General features: G+C 52.2%; 20 protein-coding genes and 1 pseudogene. 5 read left to right on the forward strand and 16 right to left on the reverse strand.

Translation table 11 applies throughout. From position 1 onward, the window contains the following. Nucleotides 1-12: 12 nt before the first annotated feature. From sdhA to sdhC, 3 genes are read right to left on the reverse strand one after another with little or no spacing between them, the layout of a single operon-like run. Nucleotides 13-1,779: a succinate dehydrogenase flavoprotein subunit gene (sdhA, locus tag FDW92_RS16320; protein ID WP_038638885.1), complete on the reverse strand. Its 1,767-nt coding sequence runs from the start codon at nt 1,777-1,779 to the stop codon at nt 13-15. After that, nucleotides 1,779-2,126 (reverse strand): succinate dehydrogenase membrane anchor subunit, encoded by a 348-nt coding sequence (sdhD, locus tag FDW92_RS16325; protein ID WP_005122550.1) that lies wholly within the window; start codon nt 2,124-2,126, stop codon nt 1,779-1,781. The genes sdhA and sdhD overlap by 1 nt, the downstream gene beginning before the upstream one ends. Then, the gene (gene sdhC, locus FDW92_RS16330) at nt 2,120-2,524 is read right to left on the reverse strand and encodes a succinate dehydrogenase cytochrome b556 subunit (RefSeq protein WP_042309715.1); all 405 of its coding nucleotides are present in this window, start codon (nt 2,522-2,524) and stop codon (nt 2,120-2,122) included. Before sdhC ends, sdhD begins: the two co-directional genes overlap by 7 nt. A 383-nt stretch (nt 2,525-2,907) precedes the next feature. On the opposite strand from sdhC, the pseudogene FDW92_RS23135 reads away from it, so the two are divergent. From FDW92_RS23135 to FDW92_RS16340, 3 genes and pseudogenes are all read left to right on the forward strand, one after another. Beyond that, nucleotides 2,908-3,018 (forward strand): annotated as a pseudogene (locus tag FDW92_RS23135) (hypothetical protein). Between the two features lie 203 nt (nt 3,019-3,221). Next, nucleotides 3,222-4,505, forward strand: coding sequence for a citrate synthase (locus FDW92_RS16335; protein ID WP_006685463.1), 1,284 nt, complete (start codon nt 3,222-3,224; stop codon nt 4,503-4,505). Between the two features lie 174 nt (nt 4,506-4,679). Continuing rightward, nucleotides 4,680-5,729 carry an AbrB family transcriptional regulator gene (locus FDW92_RS16340; protein WP_042309717.1) on the forward strand — a complete coding sequence of 350 codons (1,050 nt, stop codon included), beginning with the start codon at nt 4,680-4,682 and terminating at the stop codon, nt 5,727-5,729. A 7-nt stretch (nt 5,730-5,736) separates the two neighbouring features. Here the strand turns inward: FDW92_RS16340 and FDW92_RS16345 are convergent, their stop codons facing one another. From FDW92_RS16345 to FDW92_RS16360, 4 genes are all read right to left on the reverse strand, one after another. After that, a complete protein-coding gene (locus FDW92_RS16345; RefSeq protein ID WP_042309719.1) occupies nt 5,737-6,525 on the reverse strand; it encodes an oligogalacturonate-specific porin KdgM family protein in 789 nt (262 codons plus the stop codon). 79 nt (nt 6,526-6,604) lie between these two features. After that, nucleotides 6,605-7,795 (reverse strand): glycoside hydrolase family 88 protein, encoded by a 1,191-nt coding sequence (locus FDW92_RS16350; protein WP_042309720.1) that lies wholly within the window; start codon nt 7,793-7,795, stop codon nt 6,605-6,607. A gap of 21 nt (nt 7,796-7,816) precedes the next feature. Continuing rightward, on the reverse strand, nt 7,817-9,082 hold the full coding sequence (locus FDW92_RS16355; protein ID WP_042309723.1) for an oligosaccharide MFS transporter: 1,266 nt from the start codon (nt 9,080-9,082) through the stop codon (nt 7,817-7,819). Between the two features lie 24 nt (nt 9,083-9,106). Next, nucleotides 9,107-10,888, reverse strand: coding sequence for a DUF2264 domain-containing protein (locus tag FDW92_RS16360; RefSeq protein ID WP_072014766.1), 1,782 nt, complete (start codon nt 10,886-10,888; stop codon nt 9,107-9,109). Between the two features lie 191 nt (nt 10,889-11,079). Here FDW92_RS16360 and FDW92_RS16365 point away from each other — a divergent pair, with 191 nt between their 5' ends. Next, a complete protein-coding gene (locus FDW92_RS16365) occupies nt 11,080-11,928 on the forward strand; it encodes an AraC family transcriptional regulator (RefSeq protein WP_042309725.1) in 849 nt (282 codons plus the stop codon). A 2-nt stretch (nt 11,929-11,930) separates the two neighbouring features. Here FDW92_RS16365 and nei read toward each other — a convergent pair whose 3' ends face one another. The 8 genes from nei to ybgI are packed head-to-tail and all read right to left on the reverse strand — an operon-like array spanning nt 11,931 to nt 18,227. Further along, entirely contained in the window at nt 11,931-12,722 is a 792-nt protein-coding gene (nei, locus tag FDW92_RS16370; protein ID WP_042309728.1) for an endonuclease VIII, read from the reverse strand. Nucleotides 12,723-12,736: 14 nt separating this feature from the next. Then, nucleotides 12,737-13,381 carry a pyroglutamyl-peptidase I gene (gene pcp / locus FDW92_RS16375; protein ID WP_042309730.1) on the reverse strand — a complete coding sequence of 215 codons (645 nt, stop codon included), beginning with the start codon at nt 13,379-13,381 and terminating at the stop codon, nt 12,737-12,739. A 9-nt stretch (nt 13,382-13,390) separates the two neighbouring features. Next, nucleotides 13,391-14,386 (reverse strand): DUF979 domain-containing protein, encoded by a 996-nt coding sequence (locus FDW92_RS16380; protein ID WP_042309733.1) that lies wholly within the window; start codon nt 14,384-14,386, stop codon nt 13,391-13,393. Next, complete coding sequence (locus FDW92_RS16385) at nt 14,383-15,105, reverse strand: DUF969 domain-containing protein (RefSeq protein WP_042309734.1); 723 nt, start codon at nt 15,103-15,105, stop codon at nt 14,383-14,385. The genes FDW92_RS16380 and FDW92_RS16385 overlap by 4 nt, the downstream gene beginning before the upstream one ends. A gap of 52 nt (nt 15,106-15,157) precedes the next feature. After that, the gene (pxpA, locus tag FDW92_RS16390; RefSeq protein WP_042309735.1) at nt 15,158-15,892 is read right to left on the reverse strand and encodes a 5-oxoprolinase subunit PxpA; all 735 of its coding nucleotides are present in this window, start codon (nt 15,890-15,892) and stop codon (nt 15,158-15,160) included. Next, on the reverse strand, nt 15,882-16,814 hold the full coding sequence (gene pxpC / locus FDW92_RS16395; protein WP_038638865.1) for a 5-oxoprolinase subunit PxpC: 933 nt from the start codon (nt 16,812-16,814) through the stop codon (nt 15,882-15,884). The genes pxpA and pxpC overlap by 11 nt, the downstream gene beginning before the upstream one ends. After that, nucleotides 16,808-17,464 carry a 5-oxoprolinase subunit PxpB gene (gene pxpB, locus FDW92_RS16400; protein WP_042309737.1) on the reverse strand — a complete coding sequence of 219 codons (657 nt, stop codon included), beginning with the start codon at nt 17,462-17,464 and terminating at the stop codon, nt 16,808-16,810. The genes pxpC and pxpB overlap by 7 nt, the downstream gene beginning before the upstream one ends. Before the next feature lie 19 nt (nt 17,465-17,483). Then, entirely contained in the window at nt 17,484-18,227 is a 744-nt protein-coding gene (gene ybgI, locus FDW92_RS16405; RefSeq protein WP_016152273.1) for a radiation resistance protein YbgI, read from the reverse strand. A gap of 289 nt (nt 18,228-18,516) precedes the next feature. On the opposite strand from ybgI, the gene dtpD reads away from it, so the two are divergent. Beyond that, nucleotides 18,517-19,998, forward strand: coding sequence for a dipeptide permease DtpD (dtpD, locus tag FDW92_RS16410; protein ID WP_042309740.1), 1,482 nt, complete (start codon nt 18,517-18,519; stop codon nt 19,996-19,998). 50 nt (nt 19,999-20,048) lie between these two features. On the opposite strand, the gene FDW92_RS16415 is transcribed toward dtpD, so the two are convergent. Beyond that, complete coding sequence (locus tag FDW92_RS16415) at nt 20,049-20,963, reverse strand: Rpn family recombination-promoting nuclease/putative transposase (RefSeq protein WP_042309742.1); 915 nt, start codon at nt 20,961-20,963, stop codon at nt 20,049-20,051. Nucleotides 20,964-21,020: the final 57 nt, after the last annotated feature.

Below are 21,020 nucleotides of genomic sequence, written 5' to 3' on the forward strand. Positions count from 1 at the left end.
CCTGTCTCCGCATTAATAAGTACGAATCTTCGGCGGGAATGCCGGGCGCAGCTTCGGTTCCATATTGACTTGACGTCGCGTCATGGTTTCCGACTCTGGCAGGTACAGGGAATGGCACAGCCAGTTTTCATCATCACGTTCCGGGAAGTCGAAGCGGCTATGCGCGCCACGGCTTTCGGTACGGAAGTTTGCAGAGACTGCGGTGGCGTAAGCGGTTTCCATCAGGTTATCCAGCTCAAGACACTCAACGCGCTGGGTGTTAAATTCACTGGAGGTATCATCCAGACGGGCGTTTTTCAGACGCTCGCGAATCGCTTTCAGCTCTTCCAGTCCTTTCGCCATCGCATCGCCTTCGCGGAATACCGAGAAGTTATGCTGCATACATTCCTGCAGCGCTTTGCGAATGGCTACCGGATCTTCGCCGTTACGGTTGCCGTTCCAGCGATTCAGACGAGCCAGAGAAGCATCGATCTCGTCTTCCGTCGCATCCAGCAGGTCGCCCTGTTCCGCGATAGATTCCTGCAGATGCAGACCCACCGCACGACCAAAGACCACCAGATCCAGCAGCGAGTTGCCGCCCAGACGGTTGGCGCCGTGAACCGATACGCAGGCGATTTCGCCTACCGCAAACAGCCCCGGAATCACCACATCTTCGCCCTGCTCGTTCACGGTCAACGCCTGGCCGGTTACTTTGGTCGGGATACCGCCCATCATATAGTGACAGGTAGGAATTACCGGGATCGGCTCTTTCACCGGGTCAACGTGGGCAAAGGTACGAGACAGTTCGAGAATACCCGGCAGCCGGGACTCCAGCACTTCTTTACCCAGATGATCGAGTTTCAGCTTGGCGTGCGGACCCCATGGGCCGTCGCAGCCGCGGCCTTCACGGATTTCGATCATGATGGAACGCGCCACCACGTCACGACCCGCCAGGTCTTTCGCATTCGGGGCATAACGCTCCATGAAGCGTTCGCCGTGTTTGTTCAGCAGGTAGCCGCCTTCACCACGACAACCTTCTGTGACCAGCACGCCCGCGCCAGCGATACCGGTCGGGTGGAACTGCCACATTTCCATATCCTGCACCGGCACGCCAGCGCGGATAGCCATACCTACACCGTCACCGGTGTTGATGTGGGCGTTAGTGGTTGATTGATAAATACGACCTGCGCCACCCGTCGCCAGTACGGTGGCTCGAGCTTTAAAGTAAACGACTTCGCCGGTTTCAATACATAGTGCGGTACAACCGACAATCGCGCCATCAGCATTCTTCACCAGGTCCAGTGCATACCACTCAGAGAAGATGGTGGTGTGGTTTTTCAGGTTCTGCTGATACAGGGTGTGCAGTAGCGCGTGGCCGGTACGGTCTGCCGCTGCTGCGGTACGTGCCGCCTGCTCGCCGCCGAAGTTCTTCGACTGACCGCCAAACGGACGTTGATAAATGGTGCCATTATCTAGACGAGAGAACGGCAGGCCCATATGGTCCAGCTCCAGAATCGCTTCCGGGCCAGTTTTACACATATATTCAATTGCGTCCTGGTCACCAATGTAGTCCGACCCTTTGACGGTGTCGTACATGTGCCATTCCCAGTTATCTTCATGGGTATTACCGAGCGCCACGGTGATGCCACCCTGCGCAGATACGGTATGGGAACGGGTTGGAAACACTTTGGAGAGCAGCGCACAGGTCTGTCCGCTCTGGGAAATTTGCAGCGCCGCGCGCATACCTGCGCCACCGGCACCAATCACAACAGCATCAAATTCTCTGACTGGCAGTTTCATTACACACCCCACACCACAACAAATCCATAAATGACGTAAACCACCAGCGCAACGACGATAGCCAGTTGCAGAATCAGGCGTACAGCCAGAGGTTTAACGTAGTCGGTCAACACCTGCCACATGCCAATCCAGGCATGAATCAAGATGGAAAAAAGTGCCAGCAGAGTGAAGACTTTGGTGAATGCCGATGAGAAAAAACCGGTCCAGACTTCAAAGGTCAACTCGCCGCTGGTGGCGAAGAAGCCGACCATATAGATGATGTATAACGTCAGAACGATAGCGGTAGCACGGACCAGAATGAAGTCATGTACGCCGTTGCGTCCTAATGCGGAGGCGTTGCTTACCATACGAGGACTCCTGCGAGAAGTGAAAGCACGACAATGATAACGAAACAAATTTTGGCGGAGCGTGTCCCTGCTTCGAGGGTTTCTTCGATATAGCCAAAATCCATCAACAGATGGCGAATGCCCATTACGGCGTGATAGGCCAGCGCAATCAGGATCCCCCACATGATTAACTCTACGAAGAAGTTATTCATAATGGATGACGCCGTGAGGAAACCTTCAGGGGAGGAAAGGCTGGTACCCAATAACCACAACAGAATCCCGACCGCCACGAAGGTGATCACTCCGGATACGCGATGGAGAATGGACGCTATCGCCGTGATTGGGAACCGGATCGTTTGCAGATCCAGATTGACAGGTCTTTGTTTTTTCACATTTCTTATCATGAATAACGCCCACATGCTGTTCTTATTATTCCCTTTGGACTTCGGGCACAGAAGATGAAGACTTCTGTAGTCTGAAAGACGCCGGGATTTCCTTCCTCCGGTCTGCTTGCGGGTCAGACAGCGTCCTTACTATAACTACGCGTCATATAAAACACTGCTTCCAGTTGCTAAAACGACACGTTACAACGCTGGTTGGCTCGGGATTGCAGGGTATTCCGGAGACCTGGCGGCAGTATAGGACGTTCACAAAATCATTACAATTAACCTACATATAGTTTGTCGGGTTTTATCCCGAACAGTGACATAGGTCACGATAACAACATTATTTTAATTTTTAATCATCTGATTTGACAATCATTAAACAAAGTTGTTACAAACGACACCAGAAAAAGCATATAATGCGTAAAAGTTATGGGGTCACTCTTTCACCGGAGATTTAGTTATGTAACAGTGTGGAAGTATTGACCAATACCTTCAGGACAGTTATTAGTGATAGACAGGTTAAATAATTCGGATTGCTAAGTTGTTGATTTGTTACTATTTCACCATGAGTTAACTGATTTACCTGCAAGCGCCCATTGCTCTGTACCCTGGTTTTCGCCTCTATCGCAGAGCGGCGAGCCGAATAAAAAACTGGTAACGGTTGATTGATGTATCGAAAACAAGTCTGACTTCCGCAGTCTTAAGTAATAAGGCGCTAAGGAGACCGTAAATGGCTGATACTAAAGCAAAAATCACTCTAAATGGTGACGCTGCTATTGAACTGGATGTGCTGAAAGGTACGCTCGGTCAAGATGTTATTGATATTCGTAGCCTTGGCTCAAAGGGGATGTTTACTTTTGACCCAGGTTTCACCTCTACCGCATCCTGCGAATCCAAAATTACGTTCATCGATGGTGATGAAGGCATTTTGCTGCATCGCGGCTTCCCGATTGACCAGTTGGCGACCGAGTCCAACTATCTGGAAGTGTGTTATATCCTGCTGTACGGCGAAAAACCGACGCAGGAGGAGTACGACGAGTTCAAAACCACGGTCACTCGCCATACCATGATTCACGAGCAGATCACGCGTCTGTTCCACGGTTTCCGCCGCGACTCTCACCCGATGGCCGTTATGTGCGGTGTCACCGGGGCGCTGGCTGCGTTCTATCACGATTCTCTGGACGTAAATAATGCGCGTCACCGTGAAATCGCCGCCTTCCGCCTGCTGTCCAAAATGCCGACCATGGCAGCGATGTGCTACAAATACTCCATCGGCCAGCCGTTCGTTTACCCGCGCAATGATCTCTCCTACGCCGGTAACTTCCTGAACATGATGTTCTCCACGCCGTGCGAAAAATACGAAGTCAATCCAATCCTGGAACGCGCCATGGACCGTATCCTGATCCTGCACGCTGACCACGAACAGAACGCCTCAACTTCTACCGTGCGTACCGCAGGCTCTTCAGGTGCTAACCCGTTTGCCTGCATCGCGGCTGGTATTGCTTCCCTGTGGGGACCGGCACACGGCGGTGCCAACGAAGCTGCGCTGAAAATGCTGGAAGAAATCAGCTCGGTTAAACACATTCCGGAATTTGTTCGCCGCGCGAAAGACAAGAATGATTCTTTCCGCCTGATGGGCTTTGGTCACCGTGTTTACAAAAACTATGACCCGCGCGCCACCGTGATGCGTGAAACCTGCCATGAAGTGCTGAAAGAGCTGGGCACCAAAGATGATCTGCTGGAAGTGGCAATGGAGCTTGAGCACATTGCGCTCAACGACCCGTACTTCATCGAGAAGAAACTCTACCCGAACGTAGACTTCTACTCTGGCATCATTCTGAAAGCGATGGGCATTCCGTCCTCCATGTTCACCGTGATCTTCGCCATGGCGCGTACCGTTGGCTGGATTGCACACTGGAATGAAATGCACACTGACGGCATGAAAATCGCCCGTCCTCGTCAGCTGTATACCGGCTACGACAAGCGCGATTTTAAGTCTGATATTAAGCGTTAATTGTCTGCCGGATAGCGCTCTCGCCTGTCCGGCCTACTCCCTTGAATCTTCCAGGCCGGACAGGGTGTTAATGCCTCTGTCCGGCCTGTTTATTCCTGACCCACATTATTTTATTCTCATCACGTTTTCTCTATGATTTACTGAGATCTTCCTCATTTCACTCAGGAGCATGGGATGCCTGTTTTGCAGTGGAGCCTGCTATTTCTGCTATCACTCCTTCTTTCCCTGTTCTTTCTGTTGATCCATCTTCCAGGCGCATTGCTGCTTGGCTCGATGATTGTCGGTATCATTTTCAGTATGCGCGGGATCTCTCTGCACCCTCCCCGCTGCACATTTCTTGCCGCTCAGGCCATTCTCGGCTGCATGATTGCACAAAACCTCACAGGATCCATTTTAACGACACTTGCGGCACACTGGCCGATGGTGATTGTCATCCTGCTGACAACCCTTATTAGCAGCGCGGTAATCGGCTGGTTGCTGGTTCGCTACAGCAATCTACCGGGTAACACAGGCGCGTGGGGCTCATCACCGGGAGGGGCAGCCGCGATGGTTGCTATGGCGCAGGATTATGGCGCTGATATCCGCCTGGTAGCGTTTATGCAGTACTTGCGCGTACTGCTGGTAGTTGGCGCTGCCGCGTTAGTGACCCGACTTGTAATGGGCGATCAGGCGCAAACGGTCAATCAGCAAATCGTCTGGTTTCCGCCGCTGAGTGTTAATCTGTTGAGCACCATACTGCTGGCCGCTGTTGCCGGTACAGCCGGGCGCTTACTGCGTATCCCCTCTGGCGTGATGTTGCTGCCCATGCTGGCGGGTGCATTGCTGAACGCGGGCGGCATGATGGTCATTGAACTACCGGAATGGTTACTGGCGATAGCGTATATGGCGATTGGCTGGCAAATCGGTCTTGGCTTTGACAAACAGATCTTTTTTATGGCACTGCGCCCCCTGCCGCAAATATTGATGTCCATTTTTTCACTGATGGCGATTTGTGCCGCTATGGCCTGGGGTCTGGCGCATTACATGCAAATCGACTTTCTCACCGCCTATCTGGCGACCAGCCCTGGCGGAGTGGATTCCGTCGCGGTAATTGCCGCAGGCAGCCACGCCGATATGGCGCTGATCATGGCGATGCAAACCCTGCGGCTGTTCAGTATTTTATTGACCGGTCCGGCGGTGGCGCGTTTTATTTCAGCGCATGCGCCAAAAAACTCATCATCGTAAGCCGGGATTAGTTTAAATTATATTTAAACCCTACCCTTATTTGATATTCATTTTTTGTATCATCGCCATCTTGATATTTATCAAGATAACCTAATTCAAAAAATGGATAAAACCGCGGCGTAGTATGAAAGTTAAAGACAAAGTTATGCTGCAGGGTATGATTCTTGCCATTGGCATATTCAAACTTGTCGCCATGCGTTTTGCTATAATACGTTGGATTATATTGAACCCAGAAGTTTGGCGTAAAATACTTGGTTAAATAAATATCGACGCGATGTTCTGAAGAGTCATCCCAGTCACCTTGCAGTGTTTCGCTGTCATGATTTTGATGGTTATAACGGTAGCGTAATACGGCGCCCAGCGTTGGGTCAAAATGATAGCCAATGCCTATATAAGGATCGACGCGTGAGCCCGCGGACTCCCAGTGAAAGACTACGCCGGGTTCAAGCCAGAAGTCACTATCGCCCAATACAAAAGGCTTGTTAAATTCAGCTTCCTGATAGCTACTTTTCCACTGATCCATATTTTTACCAAGATCGGCATCAGTTTCAAAACTCCAGTACATACTTTTAAAAATACTGTCTGAATCCTGTACTACACCGGTTAACATCAATCGCTGTAAAAAGCCTTTGCTGGCAGTTCGATACTGCGTACGTGGCGCAAAATATACAGTAGTAAATGGCGTTGATTTTACCAGAGAGACAGGAGTTGCATTATTTTCCGCGGCCATAACGCCAGTTGCAGGCATGACCAGTGTAGCCATTAATATGGCTGTATTAATATTATTACTTTTCATTATATTTTCCTCGCCGTACAGAGATAAAGTCCCCCCTGCTAAATCAATAGCCTGATTATTTAACTGGGGGAGCAGAATATTACCAGTAACTATTCCAGCAGCATATTGCGCGGGTCATCGCCTCCATCAGGAAATAATCCCCCCACGAGCAGCATTCATCCACGCCGACATTACCTTTGTAATAATAAACAGAGTGTTTTAATAATCCTTCGCCAGCTTTATGCGACGTATTCAGATAATCATCAAGCATTCGCGCAATCATCCGTAATGCCAGCGCTTCATAGCTTTCACGATCCGGGTGGGTTGCCGGTAACTGTTTTACCAGCTCCAGCAACGCGCAGGAGAGAATCGCGCTGGCGGAACTATCCCTTTTACTATTCGGATCGGTAAGCGCAAGATCCCAATAGCAGACAAGATCCTCTGGAAGACGATTAATAAAGTAGTTTGCCAGCGTCTGGCTCAGTTCCAGTAGTCGCTCATCTCCGGTATAGAGATAATTCAGCAAAAAGCCATAAACACCCCATGCCTGCCCTCGTGACCAGCAGGAGTCATCGGAAAAACCCTGATGCGTATTGCCAAACCGCGGTTCACCGGTGTGAACATCCATATAATATGTATGGAACGTCGAACCGTCCTCGCGCACAATATAACGTCGCGCCTGCTCAATATGATTTTTCGCCGCCTCTGCATAACGAGGATCGCCAGTGCTGGCGCTTGCCTGATACAACAACGGCAAATTCATATTGCAGTCTATAATCATCCTGCCCTGCTGCTCCGGATTATCCAGTTCGCCCCACGCCTGAATAATGCCGCATTTCTCGTGATAGCGCTCCATCAGCACTTCTGCCGCCTGCTGCGCGATATAAATCGCCTCGCGATTGCCGGTCAGTTTATTAGCCGCTATACAGGATAGGCTGTACAGAAAACCCAGATCGTGGTGATTGGTATGGTCCCGTCGGGCAATACGTTCGCCAAAAGAACGGACATGTTGTTCGGCCAACGTGCGATACGCGTCATTACGCGTCCATTCCCATGCCAGCCACAGCTGACCAGTCCAGAAACTGGTAGTCCATTCCTGATTATCAATAATTGGGTAGCGACCGTTTTCACATGCCGCATCGGGATAACGCAGGCCAAAATAATCGCGGTTACGATCGACAGCAGATAAAATTACCGGTAAAGCGCGGCAAATCTTCTGCGCAATAGCAGCGCGTTCGCCGCTTCGCAGTACAACAGGAACGATCGGTTCTTTACGGATAGTTACAGACATAATTCTCTCGTTTTCTTCATTTTAATGGGTGGCTTCTTGCCCATGGACAGGGGCTGTAATGTTTTTTTTGTGTTGATAGCAAGTAGAAAGCGTGATGGCGGAGATCCCGGTAAATACCAGAGCTATCACGCCCATAATCAGATAGGTATGCTCAAAACCAATTTTTTGGTAGGCGTAGCCGGCAGGTGGTGCCACGACAATAGAACCGACATAAATCATGGCCTGATAGCCCAGCAGGTACATCGTGGCGTTAACGCGTTTGTCGAAATGCTCGGCAATGTATTTGAAGACCGACACCAGAATCAGGGCGATTTCAATCCCATACAACGGCTTCACCAGACAGATAATCAACGGATCGTTAGTTAATCCGGAGATAATCAAACGCAGGCTAATCACAAGACCGGTCAGGATCATCCCCTGCTTAGCGCCAATGCGGTTAATAATGGCGGGTACCAGCATCATGCCGAAAAACTCTGCGGCTGACTGCGCGGTACTCATGTAGCCAAACATGGCGTTGCCTTCTTCTTTCGTGCTAAAGAAGGTGACGAAATAGCGAGAGAACTGCTGTTCGGCAATAAACATCATCCATGCCACTCCGGCGATATACAGCGCAAAGGTCCAGAATTTTTTATTGCGCAGCAGCTCGAAAACATCGCCAATGACAATCTTCTCTTTCGACAGAACGTCATTCTCTTCCTGGCCAAAGTGATCAACTTTCAGCGTCAGCAGAACCGCAAACATGCACAGCGCGGAAACGCTACTGATAACAAAGTTGATTTTGGGCGAGATATTGTAGAGATACCCAGAGAATGAAGACGCCGTTGCCCACCCCAGCGCCGCCCACATGCGGATCCGGCCAAATTCCATCGCGTACAGACGACTGAAACGGTCAACATAGGACTCTTCCGCCGCCACGCCCGCATACCAGCCGAGGCTGAAAAATAGCGCACCGACGATCATCCCGCTGATAAAATGCGTTTGTAATAGCGGCAAATAACACCAGATAAAAAATGGCGCCATCAGGGCCGAAACAAGACAGACAAAATAGAGCAAATGTTTTTTCATGCCCATTTTATCCATGATGTAACCGTAAACAGGTTTGATAACTACCGCAAAAACACCGTTTACGGCAAACACAGTGCCGATCTCCACACCATCCAACCCGGCTTTATCTCCCAGCCAGATAGCGTACAGGCCAAAACTGGCCGCCCAGGTAAAAGTAAACAGGAATACGAACAGGCTCAGTTTGATGTAAGCCGAGCGCGTCGACTGAACAGGGTTAGTCATTATTTTTCTCCGCACATGCGTCAGTTATATGATTTCCAGCGTTTTCACACCCAGCGTCAGCACCTGATTTTCACGGTCGAACGCCATTGCCGCCGCAAACGGCAGCGATAAAAGCGATGTGGCGTTGACAGCACAGGCCAGCCAGTGTGTACCCGGCGTAAGCGTGCTACGAAGACAGGGGATCTCCCCCGGTGAGGCATACAGAATGTTGCTGTTGGGTGGCGTTGTGACAACCTCCGGTTGACGCTCAGCCAACAGATCGGTTATCTGGCATATGCCGGAGTTGGCACGAAGCGTGACCCCATGCGATGCAGTTTGGGTATCGATGAGTTGATGGCGGTTAAGCGCGAATCCCCCCTCGACACAGTCAAGCAGGCGCGTGGTTTCAACGCGATGGATGCGAATATGTCCCTGTTGAAACGGGACGAGCCAGGTCGTGACGACGACGTTTGACCACGGGAGCCATCGGCTTCGGATCAACGCATCCGTCATTTCAACAGAATCGCACTCACGGCGTCCACGCCAGTAGTTATCCTGTTCGCTGAACATCAGCATCGAATCACAGGCAGCATGGTTCAGACCATAATGACCGCGCTCCAGGGTAAAACCAAAGTGGCTGGAGTAAGCAAATTTGCCGTATTTGGCATCGAAATTGACAAAGTTATTGCGGTCATACTGGCCCGACATCAGCATCCAGGCGTGTCGGTTTTCATCATCATGAACGATAAATTGTCCCGCTTCCTTTATCGGATGAATCGGCTCAAGTTCAGGCAACGGGGCCGACTCGGCCTGCCAGAACGCGCTCTGTTCCGGCAGTGCTAAAATCAGCAACGCCTTACATGCCCACCATGGCGAACATGGACTATTGTAATCTTCGGTCATCACCAGGTTCGGGTAGGTATATCCCAGTGTAAATAAACCATCCGGGCCAATGAAAGGCTGCGCGAACCACCAGTCGAGATGGCGCAAAATCACGCCTTTGACGATAGGGATTGTAAAAACATCCAGTTCCGTCCAGACGACGGCGCTCCAGAACGCAACCTGAACAAAGCGATAGGTCAGACTGCGGCCAAACGGAATTGCATCGCCCTCACAGGTAAAGTAGTAGATGTAATCTTTGGCAAACTGACGCGCCCGCTGACGGTAGCGCAGGCACCGTTCAGGGTCGGCGTCCTGCATAAGATGGCTATACAGCAAACTATAAAAATGAAACCCGCTGGAGATATAGTAATCGCGCGGTTTGCCTGCACCATCTGAGTACCAGCCATTACCCAACCAGAAAGGTTCAATCGCATTCAGATGCTTATCAATAACCATCATGTCGTAGTGGCGTCCGACACATTTAAGACCGACCTGCACCAATACCGGGAAGAAGTGCCAGTTATTGTCCGGGATTTGGATATCAGCACTTTGCCGTAACCAGCGCTCCAGATTGTCCTGCTCATCGGTTGTTAAGGCGTCCCATAACCCGGTATTCGGCAGAGCCAATGCAACGCCGAAGGCGGCCATTTCCACGCAGCGCTGATCGTTATCAACCAGATTGCCCCAATAATTTGGATGTTCGGGGTCACAGCCATGACGAATACCGCAAATAAAAGCCTCACGATACTCACTCGCATCTCCCCCACTTAACAACGGTGAAAGGATCCACAATAGACGCGCAAACCCCTCCATGCCGGCAATATCCATTGGATATTGTGCAGACGTTTCGCCCACGTCCAAACGCGTGTTATCACGGTAGAGATGAGGAATGGCTGATGCCAACCATTGCCGCGCCTTTTCTGCATACTCTTGCCTTGCTCGCATAATGAAACCTCGTTTCATTTGATGAAGTATTGGGCGCATAATAAGGATTTGGGCTGACATACAAATGTGATAATTGTCGTATTTCCACACAACGCTAGTGATGAAGAACAACATTCACCTGCATTTTGCGGAGAAAATTCGATTACAGTGATAAAAACTTAAGTTTATTCACATTACCAGGCGAGATATAAATGCAGCGGACTGAAGACAGTAGCTATCTTGAGCACATAAGCCTCAACGACAAGTCGATTTACTTTAATCGGATGAAGGATATGCCAGCGAACTACTATCACTGGCACCAGTGCGTGGAGATATTATCGGTTTCTCAGGGAGTAGGCATCGCGCTTATGGAGCACCAACAATACACCGTCAAACCCGGGCGTATTTTTATTTTCCCGCCGGGTAAGCTGCATAAAGTGTTTGTCGAACAGGATGATCGTAATATTTATCATCGTACTACGCTGCACTTTAACGGCCCACAGATTGAGCAGTACCTGCGGGATTTTCCTCGCCAGCAGATGCTGCTGCGCCAACTGTGCGGCAGGGGAGAGAAAGCGCGAGTATTTGACGTAGGCGATGTTCAGCCAGTCATTGAAACCTTGCTGAGCCGTTTTGAAGAGCAAATCAAAGACCAGACTTTTAGCATCAGTGACAGCGCATTTCTGGTGATGCAGCTCATTAGCCTGCTGCCACATCAGGCGCAGGCCACGGGACAAAATACATTTTCGGTCAGCATTATCCGCTGGATTGAAACTCACTTTCACCAGCGCTGCTCGCTGGAAGATATCGCCAGCGAGATGGGTTGCTCGCGGGGCCATGCCTCCCGCCGTTTTCACGAAGAGACCGGCGGTACCATTCAGGAATACCTGATGATGCGCCGTATCCGTCAGGCCTGCGAACTGCTGTTACATACCAACGGCTCGGTACGCGAAATTGCCGCACAGGTTGGTTTCTCCGAATATGCCTGGTTTATTACCTGCTTTCGCAAAAACATGGGCAAAACGCCGCTGCAATATCGTAAAACATATGCTTCGGTATAGATCTACGTCTGACATCCGGGACACCAGTAAAAGGGTCTCGAGGAAAGTGTCGTTTTCTCGATGATGCCGCCACAGCGCTCACAGGCTTCGCCGTCCCGGTGAAAGACCTTAAAGCGAAACAGCGCGCCGTGGTGCTTATTGTCATCGACCTGGCCGCGAGTGTTATACGACAGACGTGGAATATCAAGCAGCGCTTGCGCCAGCGCATCCAACTGCTCATCGCTAAGCTGTGACGCTTTATGCTGCCCGGTCAACCCCACCTGCCAGAGAATTTCTACCCGCAGATAGTTACCCAATCCCGCCAGAAATGCCTGATCCAACAGCAGACCGGAAAACTGGCGATTGCGAAAACGGGATGACAGCAGACGCGTTTTTACCTCTGCGGGCGTTAAACGCAAATCCAGCACGTCCGGTCCAACCCGTTGCAGAAATGGATGGGTGGTGAGCTGCTCTGGTGTAAGCATTTCGATGTCAGACGCGCTATACAGCAGGATAGTTTTATCCTCGGTTTGCAGCCTGACGCGCAGCACCCGCGTGGTTTGCGGCATGTTGCCGGTATCGACCACTCGCCATACGCCGTAAAGCTGATTGTGGCTATACAGCGTCAGGCCATTGGTAAAATGGGTCAGCAAGGCTTTACCCCGCGTTTCAAGCTGGGTAACACTCTGCCCGATGAGTTGGGATTGATACGGTTTTAACTGCTCAAAGGCAAACCAGACATCCGTCAGGGGTTTACCTTTGACTGCCGCCTCCAGGGTATCCGCCGCACGGCGGATCTCCGGGCCTTCAGGCATAATACTGTCCTTTGTTAATGTGTTGCACCGCCCGTCATGGCGATATCGCTATCCACCTGCAATGCGGTGGCAATCGCGACCTCCAGCGCCCGACGAACGGTTTCAGCCGCCATACTTGGCGCTCCGGGGTGCTGCGCGGCCTGTTGTGGCAGATAAGGAATATGAATAAAACCGCCCTTCACTGCCGGCACGTCGCGTAATTTATGCAGCAGGCCATACATCACGTGGTTACACACGAAGGTGCCCGCCGTCTGAGAAACCGAGGCCGGAATTCCCGCGTTGCGCATGGAGACAACCATCGCTTTGATCGGCAATGTGCTAAACCACGCCGCAGGGCCATCGGCCACAATCGGTACATCAATCGGCTGTTGCCCCTGATTATCCGCAATACGCGCATCGTCAACGTTGATCGCCACGCGTTCCACGGTGATATCCGATCGACCACCCGCTTGCCCTACTGCCAGCACCAGCGATGGCGACAATGCGTCAATTGCAGCATTGAGTACGGCGAGAGACTCGCCAAAGACGCACGGCAACTGGCGGGCAACGACGCGGCATCCATCGATGATAGCATTGTCGAGGCCCGAGACCACTTCCCAGGAAGGGTTAACTGACTCGCCGCCAAAGGGTTCAAATCCCGTGATGAGTACTGTTTTCATCCTTCCTCCTTACAGGAACATCAGGAAATACATCAGAAAAACGTTAACCAACAGCAGCAGTATGCCGGTTGGCACCTGTGCTTTAATCACCGCGTTTTTGTCTGGTAGCTCCAGCAGCGCCGCAGGCACAATATTGAAGTTCGCCGCCATTGGCGTCATCAACGTTCCGCAATACCCCGAGAACATACCAATCGCCGCCATCACCGCTGGGTTACCACCGTGTTGCAATACGAGGATCGGAATACCAATCCCAGCGGTCACGATCGGGAAAGCGGCAAACGCATTGCCCATCACCATCGTCAACAAGGCCATACCAATGGTGTACACCGCCACCGCGATAAAACGGCTATCCACCGCCAGGTATTCTTGCGTCAGCCAGGATATACCGCTGCCGACACCCGCCGCAGTGAACAACAGTCCAAGAGTAGCCAGAATCTGCGGCAGGATGAATGCCCACCCGATGGAGTCCAGCAGTCGGCGTGCTTCCTGAATCGGCTGATGCACCCGCTCATGGGTCATTTTTATCGCCATCGCCAGACCAATCAACGAGCCTGCGGTCATAGAGAAAAGCGTCACCAACGTGGCGTGATTACCCGGTCCAAACAGCGCATCCTGTAAGCCCGGAATATGGTTGAACATGAGAACACCGATAACTGTCACCACCGGGATCGCCAGCGCCGGGAAAAACAAGCGGTTACCCAACCTACTGGCGCTTTCTTCACGCTGTTGCGGCGTTCGTTGATGGTAGCTTCCCAGCTTGACGCCGCCGAAACCGGCGATCAGAGCCAATATGACCACCGCGACGCCGACGGCAATATGCACCGCGCGTTTATCGCCAAACAGCGAGTATGTCCAGTCGCCAAGCAGAAAGAGAACGCCGTACAGGCCCCAAAACAGACCGGTGGTTAAGCGACGCGGGTTAGCTTTATCCCGCCAGGACATCAGCGCCACAATCAGTAAAACTGCACCTGCCAGCCAGTAGAGATAGCTTTGCTGAAAATTCATTTTGCTTCCCCCTGTGCTGCGGCATTCGCTTTCGCCACTTCACGCTGCAAATAGCTGTCCAGCCGCCACAGACGCGTGCCGTGGATCAGGAAGGCGCATATTGCCGTCGGGATCCCCCACAGGGCGATATGCAGCGGTTCGGTCTGGATCCCGCCCGATTCCAGCATAAAGTTGTGCATGAATATGATCGCACCGAAGGCAACAAAGATATCTTCACCGAAAAACAGCCCAACGTTATCGGTCGCGGCAGACATGGCGCGCAGACGATAACGAACCGCCCCCGGTATCTCACCGTGGTTTTTCTCGGCGGCCCCTTCTGCCATTGGCGCCAGCAGCGGACGCACCATCTGCGGATGTCCCCCCAGGCTGGTCAGCCCTAAGGCCGCGGTAGCCTCACGAATAAACAGATAGACAATAAGCAGACGGCCGCTGGTGGCACTGCGGATTTTGGCAATCCACGCCTGAGCGCGCTCTTTGAGTCCGTGACGCTCCAGCAGGCCAATAACCGCCAGTGGGATCAGCAGGATAAACGGCAGGTTGCGGGTGTTGAGAAATCCCTCCCCCAGCTTTTCCAGAATGGTAGCGATTGGCATATGCGCCGCCAGTCCGGTGACGATCCCGGCCATAATGACCACCAATACCGGGTTAAAACGTAAAAGAAATCCGACCACAATGACGGCGATCCCCGTCAATGGCCAGAGAGAAACAGCCTCTCCCATAATTCAGTCCCTTATGTTGTTGTGTGATATATTATTGTTTTGTATGAAAAATTTATGCGCTAATTTGAATATTGCATGCTTCGAATGCGCTGCGCAAGCGACGGGCAAAAGCGAGTGCGTGCTCGCCATCCCCATGAATGCATACCGTCTGGGCCGTCACGTTCGCCCATGTTCCGCTCTGACTTTTTACTCTACCGGATTGCACCATTTCTAGCGTTTGCGCCAGCGCCTGCTCTTCATCCTCTATCAATGCGCCAGGCTGGCTACGCGGAACCAGACTGCCGTCAGCCTGATAACCCCGATCGGCAAAAACCTCCTGACGCGTCACCAGGCCATAATGTTCCCCGGCGCGAATCAGTTCGCTTCCCGCCAGCCCCACCAGAACCAGCGAGGGATCGCAGGCATGCACCGCTTTCGCAATCGCATCCGCCAACTGTGGATCTTTTGCCGCCTGGTTATAAAGCATGCCGTGGGGTTTCACATGGCGCATCACGCCACCCTGCGCATGCGTAATGGCTGCCAGCGCGCCAATTTGATACAGCGTTTGCGCATACACCGTTTCCACTGGCAGAGTCATGGCGCTACGGCCAAAATTCTCCCGATCCGGAAAGCTCGGATGTGCACCTACCGCCACACCATTTTTTAGCGCTTCACGCACGCTTGAAAGCATGGTTTGCGCATCACCAGCATGAAACCCACAGGCGATATTCGCTGACGAAACCAGTTGCAGCAGCGCTGCATCGTTAGCACAGCCCTCGCCGAGGTCTGCGTTGAGATCAATTTTCATTGTTAAGTCGCCATGTTAACTGTTGCAGATAACGCTGCTGATCATGGCGCGCCTTAAGCGCTTCCTCCAGCGAACACTGCACAAAATGAATCGGCTGGCCGAGCGGGATCTGCGCCAGATGATACATATCCGCCTCGATGATGCAGGCGATGCGCGGATAGCCGCCCGTCGTCTGGGCATCATTCATCAGCACGATCGGTTGACCATTATGCGGAACCTGCACCACGCCGGGGAGTAAGCCATGCGACAGCAACTCGCGATCGGTCATACGCGTCAACGGCTGCCCCTGCAGGCGATACCCCATCCGGTTACTTTGCGGACTAAGTTGCCACGGCGAACGCCAGAAAGACGCCTGCGAGACCTCGTCAAATTCCTGATACTCAGGCCCGGGCAGCGCACGAATGTGGTTTCCCCACATCAGCTGTTTTACCCCCTGCGGCCCACTAAATTGCCGGGTAGATGCTCCAATCGCCAGCCGATCGCCATCGCGCAGCAGACGCCCTTCCAGCCCGCCAATGCCAACTTTAAGATCGGTGCTACGCGACCCCATCACTTCAGGTACATCAAATCCGCCCGCTACAGCCAGATAACTCCGCATACCATGATGTGGACGTTTTAGCGTCAAGCGCTGTCCCGCTTTCACCGGCAGCCGCCACCCGCTCCACACGGGAGCACGATCCAGATGCGCTTCGCATCCAGCGCCGGTCAGCGCAAACCAACCATCGGCTTCAAATTCCACGACCAGTTGCCCCAGCGTGATTTCCAGCGCAGCGGCATTCGCATCATTTCCCACCAGCAGGTTAGCAACGTTCAGCGCTGGTTTATCCAGCGCACCGCAGTGGCTGATGCCGGATTGACGAAAATTGTGGCGTCCGCCGTCCTGGACCGAGGTATACATGCCCGCGCGAATGATGTTTAACATACCCCCTCCTTCTGCGGAACAAAACGCACGGTATCCCCAGCGCGTAACAGGATCGGCTCTTCTCGTTTTGGATCAAATAGCGACACAGAGGTACGCCCAATCAATTGCCATCCGCCTGGCGTGGCAAGCGGATAGACCCCCGTTTGCGATCCACCAATACCTACAGAACCCGCCGGAACAAGCAGACGCGGCTCTGCCCGTCTTGGGGTATGCAGTAGTTCAGGTAAGCTCCCGAGATAAGGGAACCCTGGCTGAAAACCAATAAACCACACCACATAGTCGACTGACGCATGAAGTTCGACGACCTGCTTGTCGCTTAATCCACTGTGCCGGGCGACCGCTGCCAGATCCGGACCAAACTCACCGCCATAAGTGACGGGGATTTCAATAAAACGCGAATCCGGTTCCAGCGCTTCGCTCTCTTCCCACCAGCGCTGCAGGCGTTCAATCGCATCCAGCGCCAGCGTTTGCGGGTCGCGCAAGATCACCGTGATATTGTTCATTCCCGGAATAGCTTCACGCACATTCGGGGCATCAGCCAAACGCTGGGCCAGACGCCAGATACGTTTCTGAGACGCCAGCGTAATGGGCGGCTCCAGTTCAAGCACTACCGCAGTCTCACCTAACAGATAACAACGCGCTCGCTGCACTTTCGTCCCTCTTTATTAATTACGCTGGGTTAGGAATATCGATAAACGTGACATCCAGATCGGTGTTTTCATTCAGCCATTCACTTAATGCGCGAATCCCGCCGCGTTCGGTTGCATGGTGACCGGCAGCATAAAAATGCAGCCCTTGTTCGCGGGCTGAGTGAATGGTTTGCTCTGAGACTTCCCCGGTAATAAAGGCATCGACGCCAAACCGGGCTGCGCTATCAATGAAGCTTTGACCGCCCCCCGTACACCACGCGACGCGTTGCACCTTTTCCGGCCCGGTATCACCGCACCATAAAGGTTTACGGCCCAGACGCGCCTCAATCCACGACGCCAGCTCCAGCCCCGGAACCGGCATAGAGAGTTCACCCCACGGCACCAGCGGCTCAATTTCCCCCATCACGGTAATACCCAACAGCGCGGCAAGCTGCGCGTTATTACCTAGTTCCGGGTGGGCATCCAGCGGCAGATGCCAGCCATACAGGTTGATATCATTTTCCAACAGCGTTTTCAGACGATGGCGCTTCATGCCGCGAATCACCGGAGATTCGCCTTTCCAGAAATAACCGTGATGAACGATGACCGCATCCGCCTGCAGGCGCACCGCCTCGTCCAGCAGCGCCTGGCTTGCGGTCACGCCTGTCACGATTTTATGCACCGTCTCTTTGCCCTCAACCTGCAAACCGTTCGGCGCATAGTCGCTAATGGCGGCGCTGTTCAGTTTGTCATTGATCAGTTGTTCCAGTTCGGTGTTTTTCATCATCGTCCTCGTTGTCATAAATTCTGCCTGCCCAATCAGCAACACAGCTTAGGTTAAAATAGCGTCCTCGCCTGCGTTCGTCGATAGTCATTTCACTGACACATTAAGAAACAATCACACCGCTGTAGAACGCAATTTGCATACCACCACGCGATCTAATTCATGTATATTTATGCAATCAGACAGCATATTGCAAAAATAATCAGATCTGTATCAAAGTTACAACTTTAAGGAAACACGCTCGCACAGCACATCCAGCCTGTTGTGAGACATTTACTTCGAGAAAACAATGAATAAACAAGCATCTCAACCGCGGGCGATTTATTACGTTGTCGCGCTACAAATTTGGGAATATTTCAGTTTTTACGGTATGCGTGCGCTGCTGATTCTGTATCTCACGAACCAGCTTAAGTACGACGATAATCACGCCTATGAACTGTTCAGCGCCTACTGCTCGCTGGTCTATGTCACCCCCATTCTCGGTGGGTATCTGGCGGATAAAGTGCTCGGCAACCGGATGGCGGTGATGATCGGCGCATTTTTGATGGCGGTGGGGCATCTGGTGTTGGGCGCCAGCGAAATGGCCCCGGCATTCCTTTATTTATCGCTGGCGATTATCGTCTGTGGCTACGGTCTGTTTAAATCCAACGTCAGTTGTCTGCTGGGTGAGCTGTACCAGCCTGAAGATCCGCGTCGCGACGGTGGGTTCTCTCTGCTCTACGCTGCCGGAAATATTGGTTCAATCATTGCCCCGATAGCCTGCGGCTATGTGCAGGAAGAGTACAGCTGGGCGATGGGCTTTGCGCTGGCCGCTATCGGCATGCTGGCGGGGCTGGTGATTTTCTTATGTGGCAATCGCCATTTCGCCCATACCACCGGCGTCAACAAGGCCGTCCTGTGTGCGAAAAAATATATGCTGCCAAACTGGGCCTGGCTGTTAGTCCTGCTGGTTGCCGCCCCACTGCTGATTACTGTCTTGTTCTGGAAAGAGTGGTCCGTGTACGCCCTGATCGTTGCCACTGTCATTGGTCTGGCGGTTCTGGCGAAGATTTATCGCCAGGCGCAAACGCAGAAACAGCGCAAAGAACTGGGGCTTATCGTCACGCTGACCTTCTTTAGCATGCTGTTCTGGGCCTTTGCTCAACAGGGCGGCAGCTCAATCAGCCTGTATATCGACCGCTTTGTTAATCGCGACATTCTGGGGTATTCCGTACCCACCGCGATGTTCCAGTCGGTTAACGCCTTTGCGGTTATGCTGTGCGGTATCGTGCTGGCCTGGGTGGTCAAAGAGAGCGTAAGCGGTAATCGCACCGTACGCATCTGGGGTAAATTCGCCCTTGGTCTCGGTTTAATGAGCGCCGGTTTTTGTATTCTGACCTTAAGCGCCCGCTGGTCCGCCGCTTACGGCCACTCTTCCATGCCGCTGATGGTATTGGGGCTGGCGGTCATGGGTTTTGCCGAACTGTTTATCGACCCGGTGGCAATGTCACAAATTACGCGCATCGAGATCCCCGGTGTAACCGGTGTATTAACCGGCATTTATATGCTGCTTTCCGGCGCAATCGCCAACTACCTGGCTGGGGTGATCGCCGACCAGACGTCACAAGGTTCGTTTGACGCTGCCGGAGCCATCAACTATTCCATCAATGCCTACATCGACGTCTTTAGCGAAATTACCTGGGGCGCACTGGCCTGTGTGGTACTGGTGCTGCTGATTTGGCTGTACCAGTCGCTGAAATTCAGAAACCGTGCGTTAGCGGTAGAGTCCTGAGTGTACAGGCCCGATGATGTAATATGATTCGGGCCTGTTTTTTCAGGTAATTATGCATGAATTGCTGCGAGTTCCTCTTCAGTAAGACCTGTAACCAGTAGCACCATTGTGCGATCTATACCTTGTTCCAGCATGGTTTGCGCTATACGTAATGCGGCTTCTTGTTTACCCTGCTGTAATCCCTGCTGTAACCCTTCCTGTAATCCATCTAACCGTAACCGCTCTGCAATAGTCATCAGCCTCTCCTTATGTTGGGGGATCCGTTGCGCTATCTCCTGCATAAATTCATTAAAACGAGATTCGTCGCCAGATTGTAGGATGTAATTAAACATCGCCTGTAATTGCGTGTCATTAGCGCATCCAGTAAGTAGCAGCGTGGCCAGTTGCTCTACCAGCCCCAGCAAATCCCGCTGACGGATATGTTTTTGCATTAATTCCAGCAGCGCCATTCGTCTGTGAGCCATGATCTCATCATCGGGTACCACCGTTATGTCTACCAACGGAAATGCGCTGGAATAAAGCTGTCTTGCCGCCACGGGGTCGGCAAAGGCATCCAGCCAGCACAATGAGTACGGATAGGGGCTTCGGCAGCCATGATAAAAGAGCATCGGTATCACTAGTGGCAGTTCCTTATGCCCTGCGTCCAGATGGCGCTGCATCGCCGCCATCGCATAACGCAACAGACGAAAAGCCATATGCGGCTCGGCTGAACTTTGATGCTCTATCACCACATAGACATAACCGTCACCGTTGCGTGTGTGCAAAGACCAGAGCACGTCGGAGTAGCGCGAACGTAAATCCGCTTCAATAAAGCTTTCTGACTCCAGCTTCAGCGAATTCAAATCGCAAAGCGTCCGCAGTTCAGCTGGCAGGTGAATGTCGAGAAAATCCCGCGCGGTTTCGGGATGATGTAAAAACGTTTTAAACACCGCATCATGCGGTGTGGAGGTTGTTGGCATTGTCATCAAGTTCCATCACCTGAATGAAGATGACGGAACTTTACTGCCAGATAAAAGCATCTG

Origin of the sequence: Citrobacter sp. wls706, from assembly GCF_005281305.1 — a bacterium.
GTDB classification, from domain to species: domain Bacteria; phylum Pseudomonadota; class Gammaproteobacteria; order Enterobacterales; family Enterobacteriaceae; genus Citrobacter; species Citrobacter werkmanii.

Bases quoted from the DNA above. Each gene is read 5' to 3' on its own strand.
- sdhA (WP_038638885.1), bottom strand. From the start codon at position 1,779: ATGAAACTGCCAGTCAGAGAATTTGATGCTGTTGTGATTGGTGCCGGT.
- sdhD (WP_005122550.1), bottom strand. From the start codon at position 2,126: ATGGTAAGCAACGCCTCCGCATTAGGACGCAACGGCGTACATGACTTC.
- sdhC (WP_042309715.1), bottom strand. From the start codon at position 2,524: ATGTGGGCGTTATTCATGATAAGAAATGTGAAAAAACAAAGACCTGTC.
- FDW92_RS16335 (WP_006685463.1), top strand. From the start codon at position 3,222: ATGGCTGATACTAAAGCAAAAATCACTCTAAATGGTGACGCTGCTATT.
- FDW92_RS16340 (WP_042309717.1), top strand. From the start codon at position 4,680: ATGCCTGTTTTGCAGTGGAGCCTGCTATTTCTGCTATCACTCCTTCTT.
- FDW92_RS16345 (WP_042309719.1), bottom strand. From the start codon at position 6,525: ATGAAAAGTAATAATATTAATACAGCCATATTAATGGCTACACTGGTC.
- FDW92_RS16350 (WP_042309720.1), bottom strand. From the start codon at position 7,795: ATGTCTGTAACTATCCGTAAAGAACCGATCGTTCCTGTTGTACTGCGA.
- FDW92_RS16355 (WP_042309723.1), bottom strand. From the start codon at position 9,082: ATGACTAACCCTGTTCAGTCGACGCGCTCGGCTTACATCAAACTGAGC.
- FDW92_RS16360 (WP_072014766.1), bottom strand. From the start codon at position 10,888: ATGCGAGCAAGGCAAGAGTATGCAGAAAAGGCGCGGCAATGGTTGGCA.
- FDW92_RS16365 (WP_042309725.1), top strand. From the start codon at position 11,080: ATGCAGCGGACTGAAGACAGTAGCTATCTTGAGCACATAAGCCTCAAC.
- nei (WP_042309728.1), bottom strand. From the start codon at position 12,722: ATGCCTGAAGGCCCGGAGATCCGCCGTGCGGCGGATACCCTGGAGGCG.
- pcp (WP_042309730.1), bottom strand. From the start codon at position 13,381: ATGAAAACAGTACTCATCACGGGATTTGAACCCTTTGGCGGCGAGTCA.
- FDW92_RS16380 (WP_042309733.1), bottom strand. From the start codon at position 14,386: ATGAATTTTCAGCAAAGCTATCTCTACTGGCTGGCAGGTGCAGTTTTA.
- FDW92_RS16385 (WP_042309734.1), bottom strand. From the start codon at position 15,105: ATGGGAGAGGCTGTTTCTCTCTGGCCATTGACGGGGATCGCCGTCATT.
- pxpA (WP_042309735.1), bottom strand. From the start codon at position 15,892: ATGAAAATTGATCTCAACGCAGACCTCGGCGAGGGCTGTGCTAACGAT.
- pxpC (WP_038638865.1), bottom strand. From the start codon at position 16,814: ATGTTAAACATCATTCGCGCGGGCATGTATACCTCGGTCCAGGACGGC.
- ybgI (WP_016152273.1), bottom strand. From the start codon at position 18,227: ATGAAAAACACCGAACTGGAACAACTGATCAATGACAAACTGAACAGC.
- dtpD (WP_042309740.1), top strand. From the start codon at position 18,517: ATGAATAAACAAGCATCTCAACCGCGGGCGATTTATTACGTTGTCGCG.
- FDW92_RS16415 (WP_042309742.1), bottom strand. From the start codon at position 20,963: ATGACAATGCCAACAACCTCCACACCGCATGATGCGGTGTTTAAAACG.